This is a genomic window from Actinomyces haliotis (assembly GCF_015355765.1).
GTDB lineage: Bacteria > Actinomycetota > Actinomycetes > Actinomycetales > Actinomycetaceae > Actinomyces > Actinomyces haliotis.
Map to the genome: position 1 here is coordinate 83,878 of NZ_JACWNA010000015.1, position 20,570 is coordinate 104,447.

Annotated in this window: 18 protein-coding genes and 1 tRNA gene; 13 read left to right on the top strand and 6 right to left on the bottom strand. The window is 72.0% G+C overall.

Going from position 1 to position 20,570, the window contains the following annotated elements; translation table 11 throughout:
* The first annotated feature begins 177 nt into the window (after positions 1–177).
* From topA to IXW69_RS07925, 6 genes are all read left to right on the top strand, one after another.
* A complete protein-coding gene (gene topA / locus IXW69_RS07900) occupies positions 178–3,033 on the top strand; it encodes a type I DNA topoisomerase (protein WP_194785794.1) in 2,856 nt (951 codons plus the stop codon).
* 198 nt (positions 3,034–3,231) lie between these two features.
* The gene (locus tag IXW69_RS07905) at positions 3,232–4,281 is read left to right on the top strand and encodes a hypothetical protein (RefSeq protein WP_194785795.1); all 1,050 of its coding nucleotides are present in this window, start codon (positions 3,232–3,234) and stop codon (positions 4,279–4,281) included.
* A gap of 129 nt (positions 4,282–4,410) precedes the next feature.
* Positions 4,411–5,208: a dTMP kinase gene (gene tmk, locus IXW69_RS07910; RefSeq protein ID WP_194785796.1), complete on the top strand. Its 798-nt coding sequence runs from the start codon at positions 4,411–4,413 to the stop codon at positions 5,206–5,208.
* Positions 5,205–6,467: a DNA polymerase III subunit delta' gene (locus IXW69_RS07915; RefSeq protein ID WP_194785797.1), complete on the top strand. Its 1,263-nt coding sequence runs from the start codon at positions 5,205–5,207 to the stop codon at positions 6,465–6,467. Before tmk ends, IXW69_RS07915 begins: the two co-directional genes overlap by 4 nt.
* Positions 6,468–6,472: 5 nt before the next feature.
* The gene (locus IXW69_RS07920) at positions 6,473–6,982 is read left to right on the top strand and encodes a hypothetical protein (protein WP_194785798.1); all 510 of its coding nucleotides are present in this window, start codon (positions 6,473–6,475) and stop codon (positions 6,980–6,982) included.
* A gap of 201 nt (positions 6,983–7,183) precedes the next feature.
* Positions 7,184–8,845 (top strand): alpha/beta hydrolase, encoded by a 1,662-nt coding sequence (locus IXW69_RS07925; protein WP_323745238.1) that lies wholly within the window; start codon positions 7,184–7,186, stop codon positions 8,843–8,845.
* 186 nt (positions 8,846–9,031) lie between these two features.
* Here IXW69_RS07925 and IXW69_RS07930 read toward each other — a convergent pair whose 3' ends face one another.
* Positions 9,032–10,039 (bottom strand): asparaginase, encoded by a 1,008-nt coding sequence (locus IXW69_RS07930; protein WP_194785799.1) that lies wholly within the window; start codon positions 10,037–10,039, stop codon positions 9,032–9,034.
* Positions 10,040–10,192: 153 nt separating this feature from the next.
* The gene (locus IXW69_RS07935) at positions 10,193–11,536 is read right to left on the bottom strand and encodes an amino acid permease (protein WP_228525097.1); all 1,344 of its coding nucleotides are present in this window, start codon (positions 11,534–11,536) and stop codon (positions 10,193–10,195) included.
* A 548-nt stretch (positions 11,537–12,084) separates the two neighbouring features.
* Here IXW69_RS07935 and IXW69_RS07940 point away from each other — a divergent pair.
* The 3 genes from IXW69_RS07940 (at position 12,085) to IXW69_RS07950 (ending at position 13,722) form a co-directional block, all read left to right on the top strand.
* Positions 12,085–12,157: transfer RNA gene (locus IXW69_RS07940), tRNA-Thr, on the top strand.
* Between the two features lie 390 nt (positions 12,158–12,547).
* Entirely contained in the window at positions 12,548–12,877 is a 330-nt protein-coding gene (locus IXW69_RS07945; RefSeq protein WP_194785801.1) for a histone-like nucleoid-structuring protein Lsr2, read from the top strand.
* Positions 12,878–12,987: 110 nt separating this feature from the next.
* Positions 12,988–13,722: a phosphoglyceromutase gene (locus tag IXW69_RS07950; protein ID WP_194785802.1), complete on the top strand. Its 735-nt coding sequence runs from the start codon at positions 12,988–12,990 to the stop codon at positions 13,720–13,722.
* Between the two features lie 170 nt (positions 13,723–13,892).
* On the opposite strand, the gene phoU is transcribed toward IXW69_RS07950, so the two are convergent.
* The gene (gene phoU / locus IXW69_RS07955; protein WP_194785803.1) at positions 13,893–14,573 is read right to left on the bottom strand and encodes a phosphate signaling complex protein PhoU; all 681 of its coding nucleotides are present in this window, start codon (positions 14,571–14,573) and stop codon (positions 13,893–13,895) included.
* Positions 14,574–14,802: 229 nt separating this feature from the next.
* On the opposite strand from phoU, the gene IXW69_RS07960 reads away from it, so the two are divergent.
* The 4 genes from IXW69_RS07960 (at position 14,803) to IXW69_RS07975 (ending at position 18,954) form a co-directional block, all read left to right on the top strand.
* Positions 14,803–16,080 carry a sensor histidine kinase gene (locus tag IXW69_RS07960; protein WP_194785804.1) on the top strand — a complete coding sequence of 426 codons (1,278 nt, stop codon included), beginning with the start codon at positions 14,803–14,805 and terminating at the stop codon, positions 16,078–16,080.
* The gene (locus IXW69_RS07965; RefSeq protein ID WP_194785805.1) at positions 16,077–16,778 is read left to right on the top strand and encodes a response regulator transcription factor; all 702 of its coding nucleotides are present in this window, start codon (positions 16,077–16,079) and stop codon (positions 16,776–16,778) included. Before IXW69_RS07960 ends, IXW69_RS07965 begins: the two co-directional genes overlap by 4 nt.
* A gap of 124 nt (positions 16,779–16,902) precedes the next feature.
* Positions 16,903–17,397: a CarD family transcriptional regulator gene (locus IXW69_RS07970; RefSeq protein ID WP_194785806.1), complete on the top strand. Its 495-nt coding sequence runs from the start codon at positions 16,903–16,905 to the stop codon at positions 17,395–17,397.
* 93 nt (positions 17,398–17,490) lie between these two features.
* A complete protein-coding gene (locus IXW69_RS07975; protein ID WP_194785807.1) occupies positions 17,491–18,954 on the top strand; it encodes an MFS transporter in 1,464 nt (487 codons plus the stop codon).
* A 193-nt stretch (positions 18,955–19,147) separates the two neighbouring features.
* On the opposite strand, the gene IXW69_RS07980 is transcribed toward IXW69_RS07975, so the two are convergent.
* The 3 genes from IXW69_RS07980 to IXW69_RS07990 all read right to left on the bottom strand — a co-directional run bounded on the left by IXW69_RS07980 (position 19,148) and on the right by IXW69_RS07990 (position 20,440).
* A complete protein-coding gene (locus tag IXW69_RS07980) occupies positions 19,148–19,576 on the bottom strand; it encodes a DUF2218 domain-containing protein (protein ID WP_194785808.1) in 429 nt (142 codons plus the stop codon).
* A gap of 120 nt (positions 19,577–19,696) precedes the next feature.
* Positions 19,697–20,158, bottom strand: a complete 462-nt coding sequence (locus IXW69_RS07985) for an NUDIX hydrolase (RefSeq protein ID WP_194785809.1) — start codon at positions 20,156–20,158, stop codon at positions 19,697–19,699.
* 9 nt (positions 20,159–20,167) lie between these two features.
* Positions 20,168–20,440, bottom strand: a complete 273-nt coding sequence (locus IXW69_RS07990) for a prolyl oligopeptidase family serine peptidase (protein ID WP_194785810.1) — start codon at positions 20,438–20,440, stop codon at positions 20,168–20,170.
* Positions 20,441–20,570 lie beyond the last annotated feature (130 nt).

Here is a 20,570-nt window from a genome sequence, read left to right on the forward strand (position 1 = left end):
GGTGCGGCACGGCCTCCGGGCGACGGCCTCGTGCCCGGAACGAGGCACGGGCGGTACCCGTGGGGACACGCGGGACGGGGCGCAGGGCGGTCTTGCACGTCGGCGCCGTGGGTTACAGTCGGCCCGTCCGCCGCGCGCCTGCGGCCTGACGCCGTCTCCGCGAGGAAGAAGGTCCCCGTGTCCAAGAAGCTCGTCATCGTCGAGTCCCCGAACAAGGTCCGCTCCATCGCGGGCTACCTCGGGTCCGACTTCGACGTCGAGGCCTCCGTCGGGCACGTCCGCGACCTCGCCCAGCCCTCCGAGCTGCCCGCCGCGGAGAAGAAGGGCCCCTACGGCAAGTTCGCCGTGGACACCGAGGACGGCTTCAAGCCCTACTACGTCGTCAACGCGGACAAGAAGAAGACGGTCACCCAGCTCAGGAAGGCCCTCAAGGAGGCCGACGAGCTCTACCTCGCCACGGATGACGACCGCGAGGGCGAGGCCATCGCCTGGCACCTCAAGGAGGTCCTCAAGCCCAAGGTCCCCGTCAAGCGCATGACCTTCACGGAGATCACCAAGGAGGCCGTCACCCGCGCCCTGGACAACACCCGCGACCTCGATCTCGACCTCGTCGACGCCCAGGAGACCCGCCGCATCCTCGACCGCCTCGTCGGCTACGAGGTCAGCCCGGTCCTGTGGCGCAAGGTCCGCGCCGGCCTGTCCGCCGGCCGCGTCCAGTCCGTCGCCACCCGCCTCGTCGTCGAGCGCGAGCGCGAGCGCATGGCCTTCAAGGCCGCCGGCTACTGGGGCGTCGAGGCCGAGCTGTCCACCACCCTGTCCAAGGTCGACGCCGCCGAGGCGCAGTCGAACGCCTTCACCGGCCGCCTCGCCACCCTCGACGGCCGCCGCGTCGCCACGGGCCGCGACTTCACCGACGCCGGCGAGCTGCGCCCCGCCGCCGTCAAGGCCGGCACCGTCCACCTCCACGAGGGCGCCGCCAAGGCCGTCGCCGACGCCGTCCTGCGCGGGACGCCGCGCGTGTCCGCCGTCGAGGAGAAGCCCTACAAGCGCCGCCCGGCCGCCCCCTTCACCACCTCCACCCTCCAGCAGGAGGCCTCCCGCAAGCTGCGGATGAACCCCAGGGAGACCATGCGCGTCGCGCAGGGCCTCTACGAGAACGGATTCATCACGTACATGCGAACGGACTCGACGGTCCTGTCCTCGCAGGCCGTGGGCGCCGCCCGCTCCCAGGTGGCCGAGCTGTACGGCGCCGAGTACGTCCCCGCCAAGCCCCGCCTGTACGCGACCAAGACCAAGGGCGCCCAGGAGGCCCACGAGGCGATCCGCCCTGCGGGCGACCACTTCCGGACCCCCGCCCAGGTCTCCGGCCAGCTCTCCGGCGCGCAGTTCCGCCTGTACGAGCTCATCTGGAAGCGCACCGTCGCCTCGCAGATGGCCGACGCCGTCGGCTCCACCGCCACCGTCCACGTCGACGTGCCGCTCGCCCCGGCGGACGGCGGCTCGCGCGACTCCGGCCTCACCTTCGGCACGGCCGGCTTCACGGCGTCGGGCACCGTCATCACCTTCCGCGGCTTCCTCGCCGCCTACGAGGAGGGCCGCGACGCCGAGCGCTACGAGGACGCCAAGCCCTCCAAGGGCGACAAGGACGTGCGCCTGCCCTCCATGATCGAGGGCCAGGAGCTCGCCTCCCTGGGCGCCGAGGCCTCCGGCCACGAGACCACCCCGCCGCCCCGCTACACGGAGGCCTCGCTCGTCAAGGCCCTCGAGGAGCGCGAGATCGGCCGCCCCTCCACCTACGCGGCGACGATGTCCACCATCTCGGACCGCGGCTACGTCGACCACCGCGGCCAGGCCCTCGTGCCGACGTGGCTCGCCTTCGCCGTGACCCGGCTGCTCGAGGAGAACTTCGCCGAGCTCGTCGACTACGACTTCACCGCCTCGATGGAGCGCGACCTCGACCGCATCGCCGCGGGAGACGAGGACCGCGTCGCCTGGCTCACCCGCTTCTACGGGGGGCAGGGCGACGCCGCCGGCGCCACCCCGATCCCCAGCGACGACTCCGGAGAGAACCGCGGCCTCAAGGCCATGGTGGAGAACCTCGGCGAGATCGACGCCCGCGCCGTCAACTCCATCGAGATCGGCGAGGGCATCACCCTGCGCGTCGGCCGCTACGGCCCCTACCTCGAGTCCGAGGACGGCAAGCACGCCAACGTCCCCGCCGACGTCGCCCCCGACGAGCTCACGGTCGCCAAGGCCAAGGAGCTCTTCGAGCGCGCCGCCGACGACGGGCGCGAGCTCGGTACGGACCCGTCCACGGGCCACATGATCATCGCGAAGGACGGCCGTTACGGCCCCTACGTCACCGAGGTCCTCCCGGAGCCCGAGGAGGAGAAGGCGGCGGAGGTGCCGGCCGCCGACGGCGAGGACGCCGAGAAGGCTGCGAAGCCGAAGAAGAAGGCGACCCGGTCCAAGGCGGCGGCCAAGAAGGGGCCGAAGCCGCGCACGGCCTCCCTCTTCAAGTCGATGAGCCTGTCCACGGTCACCCTCGAGCAGGCTCTCGACCTGCTCAGCCTGCCCCGCGTCGTCGGGCAGGACGCCGAGGGCGTCGACATCACCGCCCAGAACGGTCGCTACGGCCCCTACCTCAAGAAGGGCAAGGACTCGCGCTCCCTCGAGAGCGAGGACCAGCTCTTCACGGTGACCCTCGAGCAGGCCCTGGAGATCTTCGCCCAGCCCAAGCGCCGCCGCGGCCAGGCCGCCCCGAAGGCGCCGCTGCGCGAGCTCGGCACGGACCCGACCTCGGGGCGTCCCGTCGTCATCAAGGACGGGCGCTTCGGCCCGTACTTCACGGACGGGGAGACCAACGTGACCCTGCGCCGCGACGACGACCCGGCCACGGTCACCCCGGAGCGCGCCTACGAGCTCCTCGCGGAGAAGCGAGCCAAGGGTCCGGCCAAGAAGAAGCGCACCACGCGCAAGACGACTGCGAAGAAGTCCACCACCCGCAAGACGACGACGCGCAAGACAACCTGACCCATCTCGCTGGGAACGTGCCTGCGCTCTGGGAACGTGGTTGACGACAACGTTCCCAGAGCGCAGGCACGTTCCCACGGAGGGTGGCCGGGCTCCACAGGCAAGGGCCATCCACAGGTCGCGGGTGCGCCCGGGGCCGACGACGGCCGCGGGAGGGCACGCTGGTTCCCCCTGTGACGCCGACGTCAGTGAGACACCATGCCCGAGCTCCCCGCCGTCCTGCCCGGTTCCGTCTGGTCAGGACGTCCACCTGCCGGCCTGGTGCGCGTGGCGCGAGGCCAGTACCTTCGGCCGACCTCGCAGGCTGAGGCATGGCGCCGACGCCGCGAGGTCAGTCTCGCCAGGCTCGTCGCCCTCCTGCGGGTCTGCCCCGCCGCCGTCGCCCTCTCGCACGAGTCCGCGGCGCTCCTCCATGGCGTCGCCGTGCGCTGGCAGGAGCCGGATGTTCACGTCGTCCAGCTGACGTCGAGTGACCGCAGCTCCGTCGAGCTGCCCCGGATGGACTACGCCGACGGCACGGTGCGCGTGCTCGACGGCGACCGCTCCTCGGGGCCCGACGCCGGTCGCGCGGTCGTCCTGCGCCGGCACGTCCGGTCGGCCCTCCCTCCCGGTGCGATCGTCACGGCCCACGGGCTCCCCGTTACCGACCTCATGACGACCCTCGTCGACTGCCTCACCGACCTCGACCCGTTGTCCGCCCTCATCGCCGGTGACGGGCTCGCGCGGGCGCTCGTGGAGCCGGATCGCTATCACCGCCGTGAGTCGGACGCCCGGTGGACCGCCTTGCGCTGCGAGGCTGCGGAACGCATCGAGGAGCTCCCGCGGCGTCAGGGCAAGGCACGGGCTCGGCGGCTGCTTCCGCTCCTCAGCCCGTGGTCGGAGTCGTGGGGCGAGAGCACGCTCCGCTTCATCCTCCTCAAGGCAGGCCTTCCCGTGCCACTCCTCCAGCTGGGGGCGCGGACCGAGGACCGCCTCTACTTCCTCGACCTCGCCCTGCCCGGCATGAGGATCGCGATCGAGTTCGACGGCCGGCTCAAGTACGTCGAGCGGGACGTGCTCTACGAGGAGAAGGTCCGTGAGGACGCGCTGCGGGCGCTGGGGTGGTCCGTCGTGCGGGTGCGGACGGAGCAGCTGCGAGCACCGGACGTCGTCGTGGACATGGTCCTGCGTGCGGCGGCACGGTCCGGGCGCCAGCTCACCCTCGAGTCTCGCGCCTGGATGGGCTGGCGGCCCCGTCGTCGTCGCTGATTCCTTCGCTGAGAACGTGCCTGCACTCTGAGAACGTGGTTGACCTCCACGTTCCCAGAGCGCAGGCACGTTCCCAGCGGATTGGGGGCGGGCCCCGTTCGCGTCGTACGGCACCGCTACCCTGGCCACGTGACTCCGACGCCCCCCGCCCCGGTCCCCGCCCAGGTCGACGACGCGCCCCGCCCGGGCCTGTTCATCACCTTCGAGGGCGGCGACGGCGTCGGCAAGTCCACCCAGATCGACCGCCTCGCCACCCTCCTCGTGGCCGCGCACCTCGAGTACGTGCGCACCCGCGAGCCCGGCGGCACCGAGCTCGGCACGGAGATCCGCCGGCTCCTCCTCGACGGCGGCCACGTCGACCCGCGCGCCGAGGCCCTCCTCTACGCCGCGGACCGCGCCCACCACGTCACCACCAAGGTCCGCCCCGCCCTCGAGGCAGGCAGCGTCGTCATCTCCGACCGCTACCTCGACTCCTCCGTCGCCTACCAGGGCGCCGCGCGGGACCTCGGCCCCGGCGAGGTCCGCGACCTCTCCCTGTGGGCCACCGACGGGCTCCTGCCGGACCTCACCATCCTCCTCGACGCCGAGCCCGGCCTCGCCGAGCGCCGCCGGACGGCCCGCGGGGGGAAGGACCGCCTCGAGCGCGAGCCCGGCGCCTTCCACCAGGCCCTGCGCGAGGAGTTCCTCGCGCTCGCCGCACTCGAGCCGGAGCGCTTCGTCGTCATCGACGCCGAGCAGGACCTCGAGACCGTCGCCCGTCTCGTCGCCGTCAACGTCGCCCGCCTCGTCGCGCGTCGGGGCGACGGCCTGCGCGGCGAGGACGCTGCCGGGTCCTCCGCGGTGGAGGCGGACTCTCCCGCCGCCGCCGTGCGCGAGGCCGTCCTGCGCCGCTACCCGGCCCTGCACGTCTCGGAGCTCGACGGATGAGCGTCTGGGACGACGTCGTCGGCCAGGAGCGGGTCGTCGAGACCTTCCAGACGGCCGCCCGCTCCGCCCGGGCCCTCGCCGAGGCCCGCGAGACCGGGCCGGGCGCCGTCGTGGGCGTCACTGGCGCCACTGACGGCACTGGGGCCGTGGACGCCGGCGCCGAGTCGCGCGCCGCCCACGACGACGGCTCCGCCATGACCCACGCGTGGCTCGTCACCGGCCCGCCCGGCTCGGGCCGCTCCAACGCCGCCAGGGCCTTCGCCGCCGCTCTCGAGTGCACCGGTCCCGTGCCGGGCTGCGGCGAGTGCAAGGCCTGCCGCGACGTCATGAAGGGCACCCACCCCGACGTCGTCCGCCTCGCCACCGAGCGCCTCATCATCACCATGGACGAGGTCAAGGAGCTCATCGGGGAGGCGCAGCGCCGTCCCTGGACCGGACGCTGGCGCGTCATCCTCATCGAGGACGCGGATCGCATGGCCGAGCGCACCACCAATGTCCTCCTCAAGTCCATCGAGGAGCCCCCGCCGCAGACCGTCTGGGTCCTGTGCACCCCGTCCGCCGACGACGTCCTGCCGACCATCCGCTCCCGCTGCCGCCTCGTCACCCTGCGGATCCCGTCGGCCGACGCCGTCGCCGAGCTCCTCGTGCGCCGCGACGGAGCCGAGCCGGAGCTCGCGGCCCGCGCCGCCCGGGCCAGCCAGTCCCACATCGGGCTGGCCCGTCACCTCGCCACGGATCCCGGCGCCTGGGAGCGCCGCCGTCGGCTGCTCCTCGCCCCAGTCTCCCTCCGCAGCGTCGGCGACGCCGTCCTCGCGGCCGCCGAGCTCGTCGACAACGCGGAGGCGGAGGCCAAGGACGCCACCACCGAGCGCGACGCCCGCGAGCGGGCGGAGCTCATGCGAGCCCTCGGGATGGAGGGGGAGACGAAGGTGCCTCCGGCCCTGCGCGCCCAGGTCCGCCAGCTCGAGGAGGACCAGAAGCGCCGGGCCAAGCGCGCCCGCACCGACGTCCTCGACCGCGCCATGATCGACCTCCTCTCCTTCTACCGGGACGTGCTCGCCACGCAGATGGGCTCCGACGTCGACCGCGTCAACGTCGACCTGGGCGACGCGGTGGACCAGGCGGCCCGCAGCACGCGACCGGACCAGTCGCTCGCCCGGATCGCGGCCATCGAGGAGTGCCGTGTGCGCCTGCGCTCCAACGCGGCGCCGCTGCTCGCCGTCGAGTCCCTCATGGTGCAGCTGCGCCCCCAGGCCTGAGCGCCGTGCCCACGCGGATCGGCGTCGACGGCGCCCCTGGTGACCCGGCCGCCTGCCCGGCCGTGCGCCCGGGCCCCCGGCTCCCGGCCCGTGCCCGCGAGACCGCGGACGGACGCCGCCTCGTCCTGAGCGCCCAGGCGTGGCGGGTGATCCCGCTCGCTGTCCTCGGGGTCCTCACCACCGGTCTCGCCGCCGTCTGCGTGCTCGAGCGCGTCTCCGGCGATGCAGCGCCCTTCCTCGCCATCACCTTGATCGCGGGGTGGTTCGTGCTCCGTCTCGCCCGCGAGCGCGCCGTCATGGGGCCCGAGGGAATCATCATGCGCACCGCCTTCCGCACCCGTCGCGTCCCGTGGCCGGGATCGCGTGAGGAGCTGCGCGTCATCGGTCTCGCACCGCACGGCGGCCCAGGTGCTCCCGGCGTGGCTTCCACGCCCGTGGGTGAGGCGCAGGCGTGGATCATGGTCGACGCACCCGTCTCAGGTATCCCCAACCGCAAGCTGGTGGCGATCCCCTGACGCAGGTCTCCGGCTGGGGATCGGGGCTGAGGGTGCGCTGAGGCGGCGACGCGGTCGGCGCCGTCACCGAGAACATGGACGCCGTCTGGGCCTGGGTGACCGCCCGAGGCTACGTCCGTCCCGACGCCGCCTGAACCGGGTCCCTGTCCTCCGCCGGGCGGAGGAGTGCCCCCGTGGAGCGCTGACCCGTAGGCTGCCCACGTGATCATCCCCGAGTCCTCACGCCTCACCCACCTCGCCCGTCGGCGCGCCCGGGCGCTCGCGGCCGTCGGGGCCGCGCTCGTGTCCGCCCTCGCCCTCGTCGGCTGCCAGTCGGGCGGCGCCACCGGCTCCGGAAGCGCGGTCCCCGCGGCCACCGCCGCGACGGCCTCCGCCACGGCCACCGTGCCCGCGGAGCTCGCCCGCTTCTACGCGCAGAAGGCCTCCTGGTACCCCTGCGGGCCCGACGCCGGGATGACGAGGTCCTCCACCTCGGACGCCAAGGGCTTCACCTGCGCGACCATCGAGGTCCCGCTCGACTACGCCGCCCCCTCGGGCCGGACGATCAAGATCGCCATGAAGAAGCGGGCCGCGACCGGCGGCGACGCCGTCGGCACCCTCTTCATCAACCCGGGCGGGCCCGGGGGCTCCGGCGTCGACCTCGTCCAGTCGGCCGAGGGCTACTTCTCCGACACCCTCCTCAAGAGCTACGACGTCGTCGGCTTCGACCCCCGCGGCGTCGGATACTCCACGGCCGTCGACTGCCTCACCGACGCCGAGCTCGACGCCGAGCGCGCCGGCGACGACGAGACCCCCGTCGCCGAGGAGACGAGCGACGCGGCCGCGCAGGCCGACGTCGCCGACTTCGCGAGCGGCCTCGAGAAGAAGTGCGAGTCGCGCACGAGGCCGGCCGCGCTGCTCGACCACATCGACACCGTCTCGGCCGCCAAGGACCTCGACGTCATGCGCGCCGTCGAGGGCCAGAGCGCCCTGACGTACCTCGGCTTGTCCTACGGCACGTACCTTGGCGCCACCTACGCCGAGCTCTTCCCCGGCAACGTGGGCCGCCTCGTCCTGGACGGCGCCATTGACCCGAGCCTGTCCGCGGCCGAGCTCACCCTCGGGCAGGCCAAGGGCTTCGAGGCGGCGCTGCGCGCCTACGTCAAGGACTGCCAGGCCGGCAAGGACTGCCCCCTGAGCGGCAGCGTCGACGACGGTGTCAAGCAGGTCCGCGACTTCCTCGAGTCGACGCGCACGACGCCCATCCCCACCTCGGACGAGAACCGCCCGCTCACGTACGCGCTGGCGCAGGACGCCGTGCTCGGCGTGCTCTACCAGTCGGAGTCCTGGTCGGTCCTCAGCCAGGGCCTCGACCAGGCGATGAACCAGGACGACGGCTCGACGCTGCTCTACGTGTCCGACGTCTTCGCCTCTCGCAACAAGGACGGCAGCTACTCCGGCAACGGCGACGAGGTCATCAACGCGATCAACTGCCTCGACTACCCCGTCGAGGGTGACGCCGCGGAGTGGAACGAGGAGGAGACGAAGCTCGAGAAGGCCTCCCCGACCTTCGGTGCGGACCTGGGCTACTCCGACCTCTTCTGCAAGGCCTGGGGGCACAGGTCCACCCGAACGCGCGAGAAGATCGACGCCGCCGGTGCCGCCCCGATCCTCGTCGTGGGGACGACCGGCGACCCGGCCACGCCCTACGCCTGGGCCCAGAGCCTCGCGAAGCAGCTGGACTCTGGCCACCTGCTCACCTGGAAGGGCGAGGGGCACACGGCCTACGGACGCGCCGGGGACTGCGTGACGAACGCCGTCGACTCCTACCTCCTCGCCGGTCAGCTGCCCGAGGAGGGCAAGACCTGCGAGGGCTCGAAGTAGCCGTCGGGGTCGGCCGGAACGGGCTGGGCGCGCGGAACCAACCGCCTCGCGCGCGCAGGCTCAGCACTGAGCCCGCGGACCGGCCGAGCTGCCGAGCCCGCGGCACGGTCGAGTCGACGATCGGACGCAACGACGCCCCGGGAGCCGCGGGGCGCCCGGGGCGTCGTCGCGCGCGAGGACGCGTGGTCAGCCGCGGGACTCGGTGAGCTCCCCGGCGATGCTGCGGCCCATCTGGGCGCTCAGCTCGGCGCCGCGCAGCCCCTGGGACAGGAGGAACTGGACCTTCGCGTAGGTCGCCTCCAGCGTCATGTCGCGGTTGCCGATGGCGCCGGCGCGGGCGATCGCGTCCCCGGCCTCGTAGTGGCCCAGGAGCACCTCCGCCTCGTGGCACTGCGAGGTGACGACGACGGCGACCCCGGCCCCGATGACCTCCTCGATGAGCTCGGTGAGGCCCGGCTCCTCGCTCGGCACGTTGCCGACGCCGAAGGCCCGCAGGACGACGGCGTCGGGCAGGGGGGTGAGCATGGCGTGCAGGCGCGCGGTCGTGATGCCGGGGGCGAGGTCGATGACGACGACGTCGTGGCGCTGGTACGGCTTCGCGTCGGCCCAGCCGCAGCCAGGCTCGGGGCGCGGCGACCACTGCCACGGCGCGCCCGTCATGGCGAGCGGCGCGACGTTGGGCGAGTCGAAGCCCTTGAAGGCCCACGAGCTCGTCTTGGTCGCCCGGTTGCCGGCCAGGAGGCGGTGCCCGAAGAACAGGCTGACGCCGTCGATCTGGCCGCTCGTCGCGGCGCGGAGGGCCCCGGTGACGTTGGGGGCGGCGTCGGAGCCGACGAGACCGAGGGGGAGCTGTGAGCCGGTGATGACGACGGGGGCGCCGAGGTCGGTGAGGGCGTAGGACAGCGCGGCCGAGGTGTAGGCCATCGTGTCGGTGCCGTGGAGGACGACGAAGGCCTGCTCCGGGTCCTCGGCGTGGTGGCGGCGCAGGTCGCCGATGATCGCCTGCCAGGACTCCGGCGTGGCGTTCGAGGAGTCGATGAGCGGGTCGAGCGCCGTGAGGCTGAGGCCGCTGCCAAGGTCAGTGCCGTCGACGAGGTTCGCGAGCCATCCCTCGAGGTCGGCTCCGGGGACGAGCCCGTGGGGCGAGTCGACCATGCCGATGGTGCCGCCGGTGTAGGTGACGTGGACGCGCACGGTTCCTCCTGTGTTCGTGTCGGTGAGGGTGCTGGGCGGCGGTGTCGCTGGACGTATCGCTGGGACGTGCCCCTAGGGGCTGCTGCGCCGCGGGCGCCGTCGTCGGGTCCCTGTGGGGTGACGACGGCGCCCGCCGCAGGGCGGGGGGCCGCCTCAGGAGGCGTCGATGACCTCGTCGAGGAGGTCGCCGCGGATACGGCCGCGAACGGCGTACCAGCCGGCCACCATGAGGATGAGGACGAGGGCGAAGAGCGCCAGCGTCCAGCGCCCGGAGGCCGAGGTGAGGTTGGACAGGACGACGATCGCGAAGAACGCGAGCGAGAGGTAGCTCGTGAAGGGCGCGCCGGGCATCTTGTAGGCGGGGCGGGCCTCCTGGCCGGCCTTGACCTTCTTGAGGAAGGCCAGGTGGGTCACGAGGATCGCGGCCCAGGTCCCGGCGATGCCGATGCCGGCGAGGTTCATGACGATCTCGAAGGCGTCGTCGGCGAGGAAGGCGTTGAGGGCGACGCCGATGAGGCCGAGGGCCGAGGTGATCGTGATGGCCGCGGCGGGCACGTGGTTCTTGTTGAGGCTCGCGGCGACCTTCGGGGCCTCGCCGGCGACGGCCATGGAGCGCAGGGTGCGGCCCGTGGCGTAGAGGCCGGCGTTGAGGGAGGACAGGGCCGCCGTGAGGACGACGACCTGGATGACGTCGCCGGCGTGCGGGATGCCGATGCCGGAGAAGAAGGTGACGAAGGGCGACTCGTTCGAGGAGTACGCCGTGTAGGGGAGCACGAGCGCCATGAGGATGACGGAGCCGACGTAGAAGACGAAGATGCGCACGATCATCGAGTTGATGGCCTTGGGCAGGACCTTGACGGCGTCCTTGGCCTCGCCGGCGGCGACGCCGACCATCTCGGTGCCGCCGAAGGCGAAGACGACGCCCAGGGTGAGGGCGAAGACGGCGGGCAGGCCCTCGGGGAAGAAGCCGCCGTTGTCCGTGATGTTGTGGAAGCCGGCGGTGGAGGAGCCCACGGCGTGGCCGGTGACGATCGCCCAGATCGCGATGACCATGAAGGCGAGGATCGCGGTGACCTTGATGAGCGCGAACCAGAACTCCGCCTCGCCGAACATCTTCACGTTGAGCATGTTGAGGGTGAAGACGAGGGCGAGGGCGATGAGCGCGAGGATCCACTGCGGGATGACCTTGAAGGCGCTCCAGTAGTGCAGGTAGAGGGCGACGGCGGTGATGTCGGCCATGACGGTGACGGACCAGTCCAGGAAGAAGAACCAGCCGGTGACGTAGGCGCCCTTCTCACCGAGGAACTCGCGGGCGTAGGAGACGAAGGCGCCCGAGGAGGGGCGGCGGATGGCGAGCTCGCCGAGCGCGCGCACCATGAGGAAGGCGAAGCAGCCGCACACCGCGTAGGCGAGCGCGAGGCCGGGGCCGCCCTGGGCCAGGCGCCCACCGGCACCGAGGAAGAGCCCGGTGCCGATGGAGCCGCCGATGGCGATCATCTGCAGGTGACGGTTCTTGAGGGCCTTGTCGTAGCCGGCGTCGCCGCGGTCCTGGTGCGGGGCTGGGCCCGCTGCGGCGACGGTGTTGGCGATGCGGTTGACGTTCGCGCCTGCCGCGGCGCCGTTGCCGGGCCCGGACGGTGACGGGGGGCGGAGGGTCGACATGGGGTGTTCCTTCATGACGAGGGGCGGCCCGACCTTCTGGGGGGTGACGGCACGGCGGGTTCGCGTGGCCGCCGTCGGTCTCAGGAGGTGGGGTCGAGGGACCGCGGGACGCGGCACCGTGACGCGCTGACGGTAGCAAGAGGGAGGTTTCGCGCCAGGAGCGGAGGTCCCAGCGGGGGCCTGCTGGGAGGACGTGCAGGCCGGGTCCTGACGTCGTGGCCGCCGGTGGCGGTGGGGCTGCCCGTGCGGAGCCGAGCCGGCCCAGGTGCCGCGGCGGGCCGTTCGGTGCCCGTTGTGTCCAGGACCACGAGGGGAGGCCGTCGTGAGCGTTTGCGCGCTCGGCCAGTGGACCGGTAGCGTGTGGCCCGCTGCTTACGCGGCGTGCCACCTTAGCTCAGTCGGCAGAGCGATTCACTCGTAATGAATAGGTCGTGGGTTCGATTCCCACAGGTGGCTCGGAGAGTAGGAACCGGCAGGACCCGATGGGGCCTGCCGGTTCTCGCCTTCTCGGAGCGCTCCGGGTGCGCGGGCCGGGCCGGGGCGCCGAGAAGGGTGTCGCCCTGGTCGAGGGCTGGTCGAGGGGCGGGGGACGTACCGCCCGCGCGGATTCGACGAATGCGGTGACGGCGTCGGCATTTCCTGCTTCTCAGCCGTGTCTCCGCCGTGTCTGTCTCCGCCGTGTGGCGTCCGAACGGATTCCGTCTCGCTGACACTCCAGGAACATATTCTCGGGTGAATTCCGTCGCGCATTGTTGCGTCATTTGACGATCGCCGTTAGCATTCGTCGTGAAATCCTCCGTGCTTCAGGGGCCGGGGGTGAGAAGAACGTACAAGGAAATGAGCACCATGGCGCAGAAGACCCAGGTCATTCTCGTGGACGACGTCGACGGCTCCGAGGCCACCCAGACGATCACCTTCGCCCTCGACGGCGTCTCCTACGAGATCGACCTCAACGACGAGCACGCCGCCGCCCTGCGCGAGTCCTTCGAGGAGTGGACGAGCAAGGCCCGCCGCACCGCCGGCCGTCGCTCCTCGGGCCGTCGTCGCGCCGCAGGAGCCTCGTCCTCCGGCGAGACCCAGCGCATCCGCGAGTGGGCCCGCGAGCAGGGCCTCGAGGTCTCCGACCGCGGTCGCATCTCCGCCGAGGTCCGTGAGGCCTACGAGGCCGCGCACTGAGCGGCTCTAAGCGTCGTCGATGACTCCCTGTCGCCGAGCCCCCGGTCCCGACCCGCGTCTGGGACCGAGGGGCTTGGACGTGCCCGGGCGGGTACGGCACAATGAGGGGCATGGCTTACACCCTCGTACTGCTCCGCCACGGCGAGAGCGAATGGAACCAGAAGAACCTCTTCACCGGATGGGTGGACGTGCCGCTCTCCGCCAAGGGCGTTGAGGAGGCCAAGCACGCCGGCGAGCTCCTCAAGGAGAACGACGTCAAGCCGGAGCTCCTCTTCACCTCGCTCCTGCGCCGCGCCATCAACACCGCGCACTACGCCCTCGACGCGGCCGACCGCCTCTGGATCCCGGTCGAGCGCTCCTGGCGCCTCAACGAGCGCCACTACGGCGCCCTGCAGGGCAAGAACAAGAAGGAGATCCGCGACGAGTACGGCGAGGAGCAGTTCATGCTCTGGCGCCGCTCCTTCGACGTCGCCCCGCCGGCCATCGAGAAGGGCTCCGAGTTCTCCCAGGACGCCGACGAGCGCTACACCGAGGAGGTCCCCGGCTCCGAGTGCCTCAAGGACGTCATCGCCCGCTTCATGCCCTACTGGGAGTCCACGCTCGCCCCGGCCATCAAGACCGGCAAGACCGTCATGATCGGCGCCCACGGCAACTCGCTGCGTGCGATCGTCAAGTACCTCGACGACATCTCCGACGAGGACATCGCCGGCGTCAACATCCCGACCGGCATCCCGCTCGTCTACGAGCTCGACGAGGAGACCCTCAAGCCCATCAAGAAGGGCGGCACCTACCTCGACCCCGACGCTCAGGCGAAGATCGACGCCGTCGCCAACCAGGGCAAGTGAGCGTCCTCTGACGCTCCCCGTCTGACCGGGCGGTCCTCCGTCCGCTGACGCACCGGCGCCCCGGGCTCCCTCGCGGAGCCCGGGGCGCCGTGGTGCCCACGGGATCGGGGACGTGAAGCGCCCCGCGGCCTCAACGGTCGCGGGGCGGTGCCGTGCCGGCGGAGAGGTGCTCAGTGGAGCGCGTCGGCGTCCTCGTCGTCGTGGGTCTCGGGCACCTGGGCGCCGGAGACGAGGTAGGACACGCGGCGGGCCACCGAGGTGGAGTGGTCGCCGAAGCGCTCGAGGAACCGCCCCATGAGGACGGCGTCGACGACCTGCTGGCGACTCAGCTCGTTGGCCGGGTCGAGGATCATCTGGAAGGAGCGGCGGTGCAGCTCGTCCAGGGCGGAGTCGTTGGCCTGGATGCGCTGGGCGAGGTCGAGGTCGCGGGTGCGGACGAGCTCGGCGACGTCCCGGCCCGCCTTCACGGCCTGGTCCGCCATCTCGAGGATGAGGCCGAGGACGGGCTCGGGGACCGGGGGCTCGGGGTAGCGGCCGCGGGCGATGGAGGCGACGTGACGGGCGAGGTCGCCCTGGCGCTCGAGGGTCTGCGCCATGCGCAGCGCGGAGATGACGTTGCGCAGGTCGGAGGCGACCGGCTGCTGACGGGCCAGCAGCATGACGCACAGGTCGTCGATGTCGCGCTGGAGGTCGTTGATGCGCTCGTCGGCGTCGATGACCTGCTCGGCGACGATGATGTCGCCGTTGCGCAGGGACTCCGCCGCGCGCTCGATGGCGGTGGCGACCTGCGAGGACATGGTCTCGAGGTCGGAGCCCAGCTGCTTGAGCTCCTGGTTGAAGATGTCGCGCACGAGGCGGCTCCTGACTGGTGGGATTCGATGTCCTGCCCGGCGGTGCGCGGCGCGCGGTCCCCTGCCCGGTCCCGGGCGCCGCACGGGCCTGCTCAGGCCGCATGACGGGCTCAGCATGGGGGACCAAGGTGAACGCTCGGCGTCGTGGGCGGACATGGTCGGTGAACGCTCGCCATTCTGGGGCATCCGGGCTCGCTATGCGCGGTGCGCAGCACCTAGTGTGTCCCGCGTGGGAACCACCTGGCTGCTGATCGTCGTCGCCCTCGTGGGTGTCGCCGTCGGCACCGCGGCGGGGCTGGCCTTCGGCCTGGGCGAGCGCGACCGGCGCCGCTCGGCCGCGCCCGCGGTCACCGGCCTCATGGGCGACGACGGCGCCATCCCCGTGCTCGCTGCCCTGCGCTCCACCGTCGTCGTCCTCGACGAGGACGACGAGGTCCTGCGCGCCTCTGCCAGCGCTTACACCTACAACATCGTCCGCGACGACTCGGTCCAGGAGGCGCAGGTTGCCGCGATGGTCGCCCGCGTCCGCGCCTCCGGCGTCGCCGAGGACGCCGACCTCGCCGTGGCCCGCGGGAGGGTCGCCGGAGCCGGCCAGTTCTACCTGCACGTGCGGGTGGCCGGGATCGGGCGCGGCCGGATCCTCATCCTCATCGAGGACCGGACCGCGGAGAAGCGCCTCGACGACACCCGCCGCGACTTCGTCGCCAACATCTCCCACGAGCTCAAGACCCCCGTGGGCGCCATCAGCCTGCTGGCCGAGACCATCGAGTCCAACGCCGACGACGCCGACTTCGTCCGCGACTTCGCCGGACGCATGCACAAGGAGTCCGACCGCCTCGGCCTCCTCGTCCAGGAGATCATCGAGCTCTCCCGCCTCCAGGAGGGCGACGCCCTCGCCAGCCCCGAGGACGTCGACATCGACGCCGTCGTCGCCGAGTCCGTCGACCGCGTCCGCGTCGAGGCCGAGGCCGGTGGCATCACGGTCGTCTCCGGCGGCACCAAGGGCCTGCACGTGCGCGGCGACGCCGGCCTCATCGCGACCGCGGTCCGCAACCTCCTCGGCAACGCCATCCGCTACTCCGACCCGCGCACCCGCGTGAGCGTCGGCGTGAGCGTCGACCCCCAGGACGCCGACCTCGTCCGCATCGCCGTCGTCGACCAGGGCATCGGCATCGCCAAGGAGGATCAGGAGCGCGTCTTCGAGCGCTTCTACCGCGTCGACAAGGCCCGCTCCCGCGCCACCGGCGGCACGGGCCTGGGCCTGTCCATCGTCAAGCACGTCGCCGCCGACCACGGCGGCACGGTCGAGCTCTGGTCGACTCCCGGCCGCGGCTCCACCTTCACCCTCGTCCTGCCCAGGCTCCGGACCCCGGAGCCCCAGACGGCCCCCGGGACCGGGGACCGTGAGGAGGCGGGTGACGTCGTCGCCCGCACCGACGACGCCCCCGTCGCGGCTCTCGCCGCGTCCCCGGCCCAGCACCGCACCGTGGAAGGAACCACCCGATGACCCGCATCCTGCTCGTCGAGGACGAGGAGAACTATCGCGAGCCGCTTGCCTTCAACCTGCGCCGCGACGGATTCGACGTCGTCGAGGCCGAGGACGGCCAGGCGGCCGTGGACGCCTTCGAGAGCGCCGGGTCCTCCGAGGGCGACGCCATCGACCTCGTCCTGCTCGACCTCATGCTCCCGCGCCTGTCCGGCACGGAGGTCTGCCGCCGCATCCGCCGTAGCTCGAACGTCCCGGTCATCATGCTCACCGCCAAGGACTCCGAGGTCGACAAGATCGTCGGTCTCGAGATCGGCGCGGACGACTACGTCACCAAGCCGTACTCCTACCGCGAGCTCATCGCCCGCGTGCACGCCGTCCTGCGCCGCACCCACGAGGAGGAGCCGGCCGAGACGCTCCTCGAGGCGGGTCGCGTCACCATGGACGTCGAGCGCCACGAGGTCACGGTCGGCGGAGAGCACATCCAGATGCCCCTGCGCGAGTTCGAGCTTCTCGAGCTCTTCATGCGCAACCCCGACCGGGTCCTCACCCGCGGCCAGATCATCGACCGCGTCTGGGGCGCCGACTACGTGGGGGACACCAAGACCCTCGACGTGCACGTCAAGCGCATCCGCGCCAAGGTCGAGGCCGAGCCCTCCAGCCCCACCCTGCTGACGACGGTCCGCGGTCTGGGCTACAAGCTCGTCACCCCTGCCTGAGGGGCCGTCCCGGCGCACGAGCCGGCGCGCGCTCCACGGGCCGCTGTGAGGAAACTCCCCGGCTCATCCGCAGGATTCCTTGATAAACTGGGTGCCTTCCCATAGGACTGGAGTGACCTCACTGATGACCTTCGAAGTTGGCGAGACCGTCGTCTACCCCCACCACGGAGCAGCCCGGATCATCGACATCCGTCAGCGCAAGGTGCGCGGCGAGGAGAAGACCTACCTGCAGCTCGAGGTCGCCCAGGGCGACCTGACGATCCTCGTCCCCGCCGAGAGCGTCGACCTCATCGGCGTCCGCGACGTCGTCGACGAGAAGGGGCTCGAGAAGGTCTTCGAGGTCCTTCGCGCCCCCCTCACCGAGGAGCCCACCAACTGGTCGCGCCGCTTCAAGGCCAACCAGGAGAAGATCGCCTCCGGCGACGTCATCAAGGTGGCCGAGGTCGTCCGCGACCTGTCCCGCCGCGACACGGACCGCGGCCTGTCCGCCGGTGAGAAGCGCATGCTCTCCAAGGCCCGCCAGATCCTCGTCTCCGAGCTCGCGCTCGCGCAGAAGACCGAGGAGGAGCAGGCCGAGGAGAAGCTCGACGAGGTCCTCGCCTCCGGTGAGGCGGCCTGAGCCGCCTGCCTCACGCACTGAGCCGACGCCCGCGCCACCAGCCGGTGGCGCGGGCGTCGTCGTGTCCGGGCTGCGCACCGTAGGCTCACTGCCATGACCCCCGCTCCCGGGCCCTCTCACGACGATGCCGTCCGTGCCCGCGCCCGTAGCCGCCTCCTCACGCGCCCCGTCATCGCCTGGGGCCTGTGGGACTGGGGCTCGTCCGCCTTCAACGCCGTCATCACGACCTTCGTCTTCACCGTCTACCTCACCGGCTCCTCCTTCGGCGACAAGACCGACAACCAGTCGGCCCTCTCCCTCGGCCTCACCGTCGCCGGCGTCCTCATCGCCCTCCTCGCCCCCGTCACGGGCCAGCGCGCCGACCGCGCCGGCCGCACCGTGTTCTGGCTCGGCGCCTGCACGGCCGTCGTCGTCGCCATCTCGGCCGCGCTCTTCCTGGTGAGGCCCGAGCCGCGCTACCTGTGGCTCGGCATCATCCTTCTCAGCGTCGGCAACGTCTTCTTCGAGCTCGCCTCCGTCAACTACAACGGCCTCCTCTCCGGCCTCACCACTAAGGACCGCGTCGGCGCCGTCTCGGGGCTCGGCTGGGGCATGGGATACCTCGGCGGCATCGTCCTGCTCCTCATCCTCTTCGTCGGCTTCATCAATCCCGAGGTCGGCTGGTTCGGCGTCACCAGCGCGGACGGTCTCAGCGTCCGCGTCTCGATGCTCGTCTCCGCCGCCTGGTTCGGGATCTTCGCCCTGCCGGTCCTCCTCACCCAGTCCGGGCGCGGCGCGCGCCGTCGCCGACGCGCCCTGCGCACCGAGGCCGAGCGGGACCGCGAGCGCGAGCGCCACCAGACGGCCCTGGAGGACGAGCCGCCGTCGAACGCGGACCCCGCCGAGGGGATCGTGCGCGAGGAGTCCCTGTGGTCCTCCTACAAGCGGCTCTGGCGCACTCTCGTCGCCCTCAGGCGCTCCCACCCCGAGGTCCTCTGGTTCCTCCTCGCCGCTGCCGTCTTCCGCGACGGTCTCGCCGGCGTCTTCACCTACGGGGGCATCATCGCCCAGGCGACCTTCGGCTTCTCCAGCGGCGACGTCATCATCTTCGCGATCGCGGCGAACGTCGTCGCCGGCGTCGCCACGATCGCCTCCGGGCGCCTCGACGACCGCATCGGTCCCAGGCGCGTCATCCTGGGGGCGCTCGCGATCCTCGTGGTCGCCGGCGTCGCCGTCTTCCTCCTGCACGACGGCGGCCCGACCGTCTTCTGGGTGCTGGGCCTGGCCCTGTCCGGCTGCGTCGGGCCGGCGCAGTCGGCGGCGCGCTCCTTCCTCGCCCGCCTCACCCCGGAGGGGCGAGAGGGCGAGATCTTCGGGCTCTACGCGACGACGGGCCGCGCCGTGTCCTTCATGGCTCCGGCCATGTACGGGATCCTCATCGCGCTCGGGAAGCAGGTCGTCGGCGACGGCGCCGGCTACTGGGGCATCCTCGGGATCGTCGTCGTGCTCCTGGCGGGGCTGCTCCTCATGCTCAAGGTGCAGGACCCGGCCGGGCACATCACCGACCTCGGGAGCTGAACGGGTTCGGAAGCGCTTCTTTGTCTGGGCCGTGCAGCTCGATCCGGACCACCTGGATGAGTCTGGACCACCTGGATGAGTCTGGACCACCTGAGACGGTGGCTGCGACGGTCCTGATTCAGGAGGGTGGTCCGGACGAGGAGAGGACGCGACGACGACGCGGGCGAGCACCTTGCCCTGCTCCGTGCCGCTCCTACTGCTGCGCGGCGGCCTCGCGCGCGAGCCGCGCCTCGCGCTTGGCCCTGAGCTCGGCGAGCTCCTCGGGGGAGAGGGGGCCCTGCGAGGTGCCGGTACTGCCGTCGTCGCGGACCCAGGAGACCGCCAGCTGGTCGTCGACGCCGAAGCGCGCCAGGTGGATGCCGGCGACGTACTCGAGACGCTCGAGCGAGTCCTCCGTGGTGCGCAGCGTGAGGACGAGGGCACCGTCCTCGACGGACAGGTCGACGACGCCGGTGGTGACGCCGGAGCGGTCGAAGACGAGCTCGCCGACGGCGGTGCCGGGGTCCCACGAGGTCGTGATCTTGTGGCTCATGTGGGCTGCCAGCTGCTTGCCGTAGCGAGCGGGGCGGTCGGTGGCGACGTGGGCGACGGAGGTACGGTCGAGGCCGGTGCTGGTGCTCATGGGGCCATGGTCGCCCGTGAGCCCTGCCGTGCGCCAGGAGCCGGGCACGACGGCCGGCGGGCGAGCGGCTGCTGGACCAGGCGGCGCCCGCCTCAGACGGGGAGGACCGTGCGGACGTGCTCAGGGGCGCTCGCGCAGCACCTCGACTGACAACGGCGCCAGCCGTCCGCCGGGGAAGCTGCCCTCCTCGTCGACGTCGCTCGGGGAGACCCAGGCGAGCTCCTCGATCTCGTCGTGCACGGTGACGCCGGCGGCGACGTCGTCCGCGAGCACCGGCCCCGCGTAGACGGCTGCCGCCAGTGCCTGGCCCTCCTCGTTGGCGGCGCTCGTTCGGCGCAGCCCGAGGCAGGTGAGATCGGAGGGGGCGAGCGTCAGCGCCGTCTCCTCGGCGACCTCCAGCACCGCGGCGAGCAGGTAGGTCTCGCCGGCCTCCGGCTTCCCACCCGGGAACATGAAGGCCTCGGTGCCCGCCTTGCGAACCTGGAGCACACGGCCGGCACCGTCGGCGAGGACGACCGCGGAGACGTGGATGACACCCTCCTCGTCGACGGGCACGGGGGAGAAGGGGATCGACTCGCTCATGCCGGGAGGCTACGCGGACGCTGTTTCGCCGGCGTTCCTCCAGGCGAAGGTGTGGATGAGGGCCGTCGTCGTCGCCTTGCGGGCCGTGCCTCCGGCCGTGCCGGTGTGCCCGCCCTCGCTCGTCTCGACGTAGGAGACGTCCAGCCCCATGGCCTCCATCCGGTAGGCCATCGTCCGGGCGTGCGCCGGGTGGACGCGGTCGTCCGCCGTCGAGGTGAGGAGCAGCAGCGGCGAGTAGTCCCGGCCCGCGCGCAGCGCATGGAAGGGGCACAGGGGCTCCATGAGGGCTCTTCACGAACGAGGGTGTAGCGCGGGTCTGAACCCTCCGGCTTCGAGCAGCGACCTGGCGATGTAGTGGGTGAGGTTGCGGAAGCCGAGGGCGGAGCCGCGGAGGTGTTCGAGGCGTCCGTTG

Bases quoted from the DNA above. Each gene is read 5' to 3' on its own strand.
- IXW69_RS07905 (WP_194785795.1), top strand. From the start codon at position 3,232: ATGCCCGAGCTCCCCGCCGTCCTGCCCGGTTCCGTCTGGTCAGGACGT.
- IXW69_RS07915 (WP_194785797.1), top strand. From the start codon at position 5,205: ATGAGCGTCTGGGACGACGTCGTCGGCCAGGAGCGGGTCGTCGAGACC.
- IXW69_RS07935 (WP_228525097.1), bottom strand. From the start codon at position 11,536: ATGATCGCCATCGGCGGCTCCATCGGCACCGGGCTCTTCCTCGGTGCC.
- IXW69_RS07945 (WP_194785801.1), top strand. From the start codon at position 12,548: ATGGCGCAGAAGACCCAGGTCATTCTCGTGGACGACGTCGACGGCTCC.
- IXW69_RS07950 (WP_194785802.1), top strand. From the start codon at position 12,988: ATGGCTTACACCCTCGTACTGCTCCGCCACGGCGAGAGCGAATGGAAC.
- IXW69_RS07965 (WP_194785805.1), top strand. From the start codon at position 16,077: ATGACCCGCATCCTGCTCGTCGAGGACGAGGAGAACTATCGCGAGCCG.
- IXW69_RS07970 (WP_194785806.1), top strand. From the start codon at position 16,903: ATGACCTTCGAAGTTGGCGAGACCGTCGTCTACCCCCACCACGGAGCA.
- IXW69_RS07975 (WP_194785807.1), top strand. From the start codon at position 17,491: ATGACCCCCGCTCCCGGGCCCTCTCACGACGATGCCGTCCGTGCCCGC.
- IXW69_RS07980 (WP_194785808.1), bottom strand. From the start codon at position 19,576: ATGAGCACCAGCACCGGCCTCGACCGTACCTCCGTCGCCCACGTCGCC.
- IXW69_RS07985 (WP_194785809.1), bottom strand. From the start codon at position 20,158: ATGAGCGAGTCGATCCCCTTCTCCCCCGTGCCCGTCGACGAGGAGGGT.
- IXW69_RS07990 (WP_194785810.1), bottom strand. From the start codon at position 20,440: ATGGAGCCCCTGTGCCCCTTCCATGCGCTGCGCGCGGGCCGGGACTAC.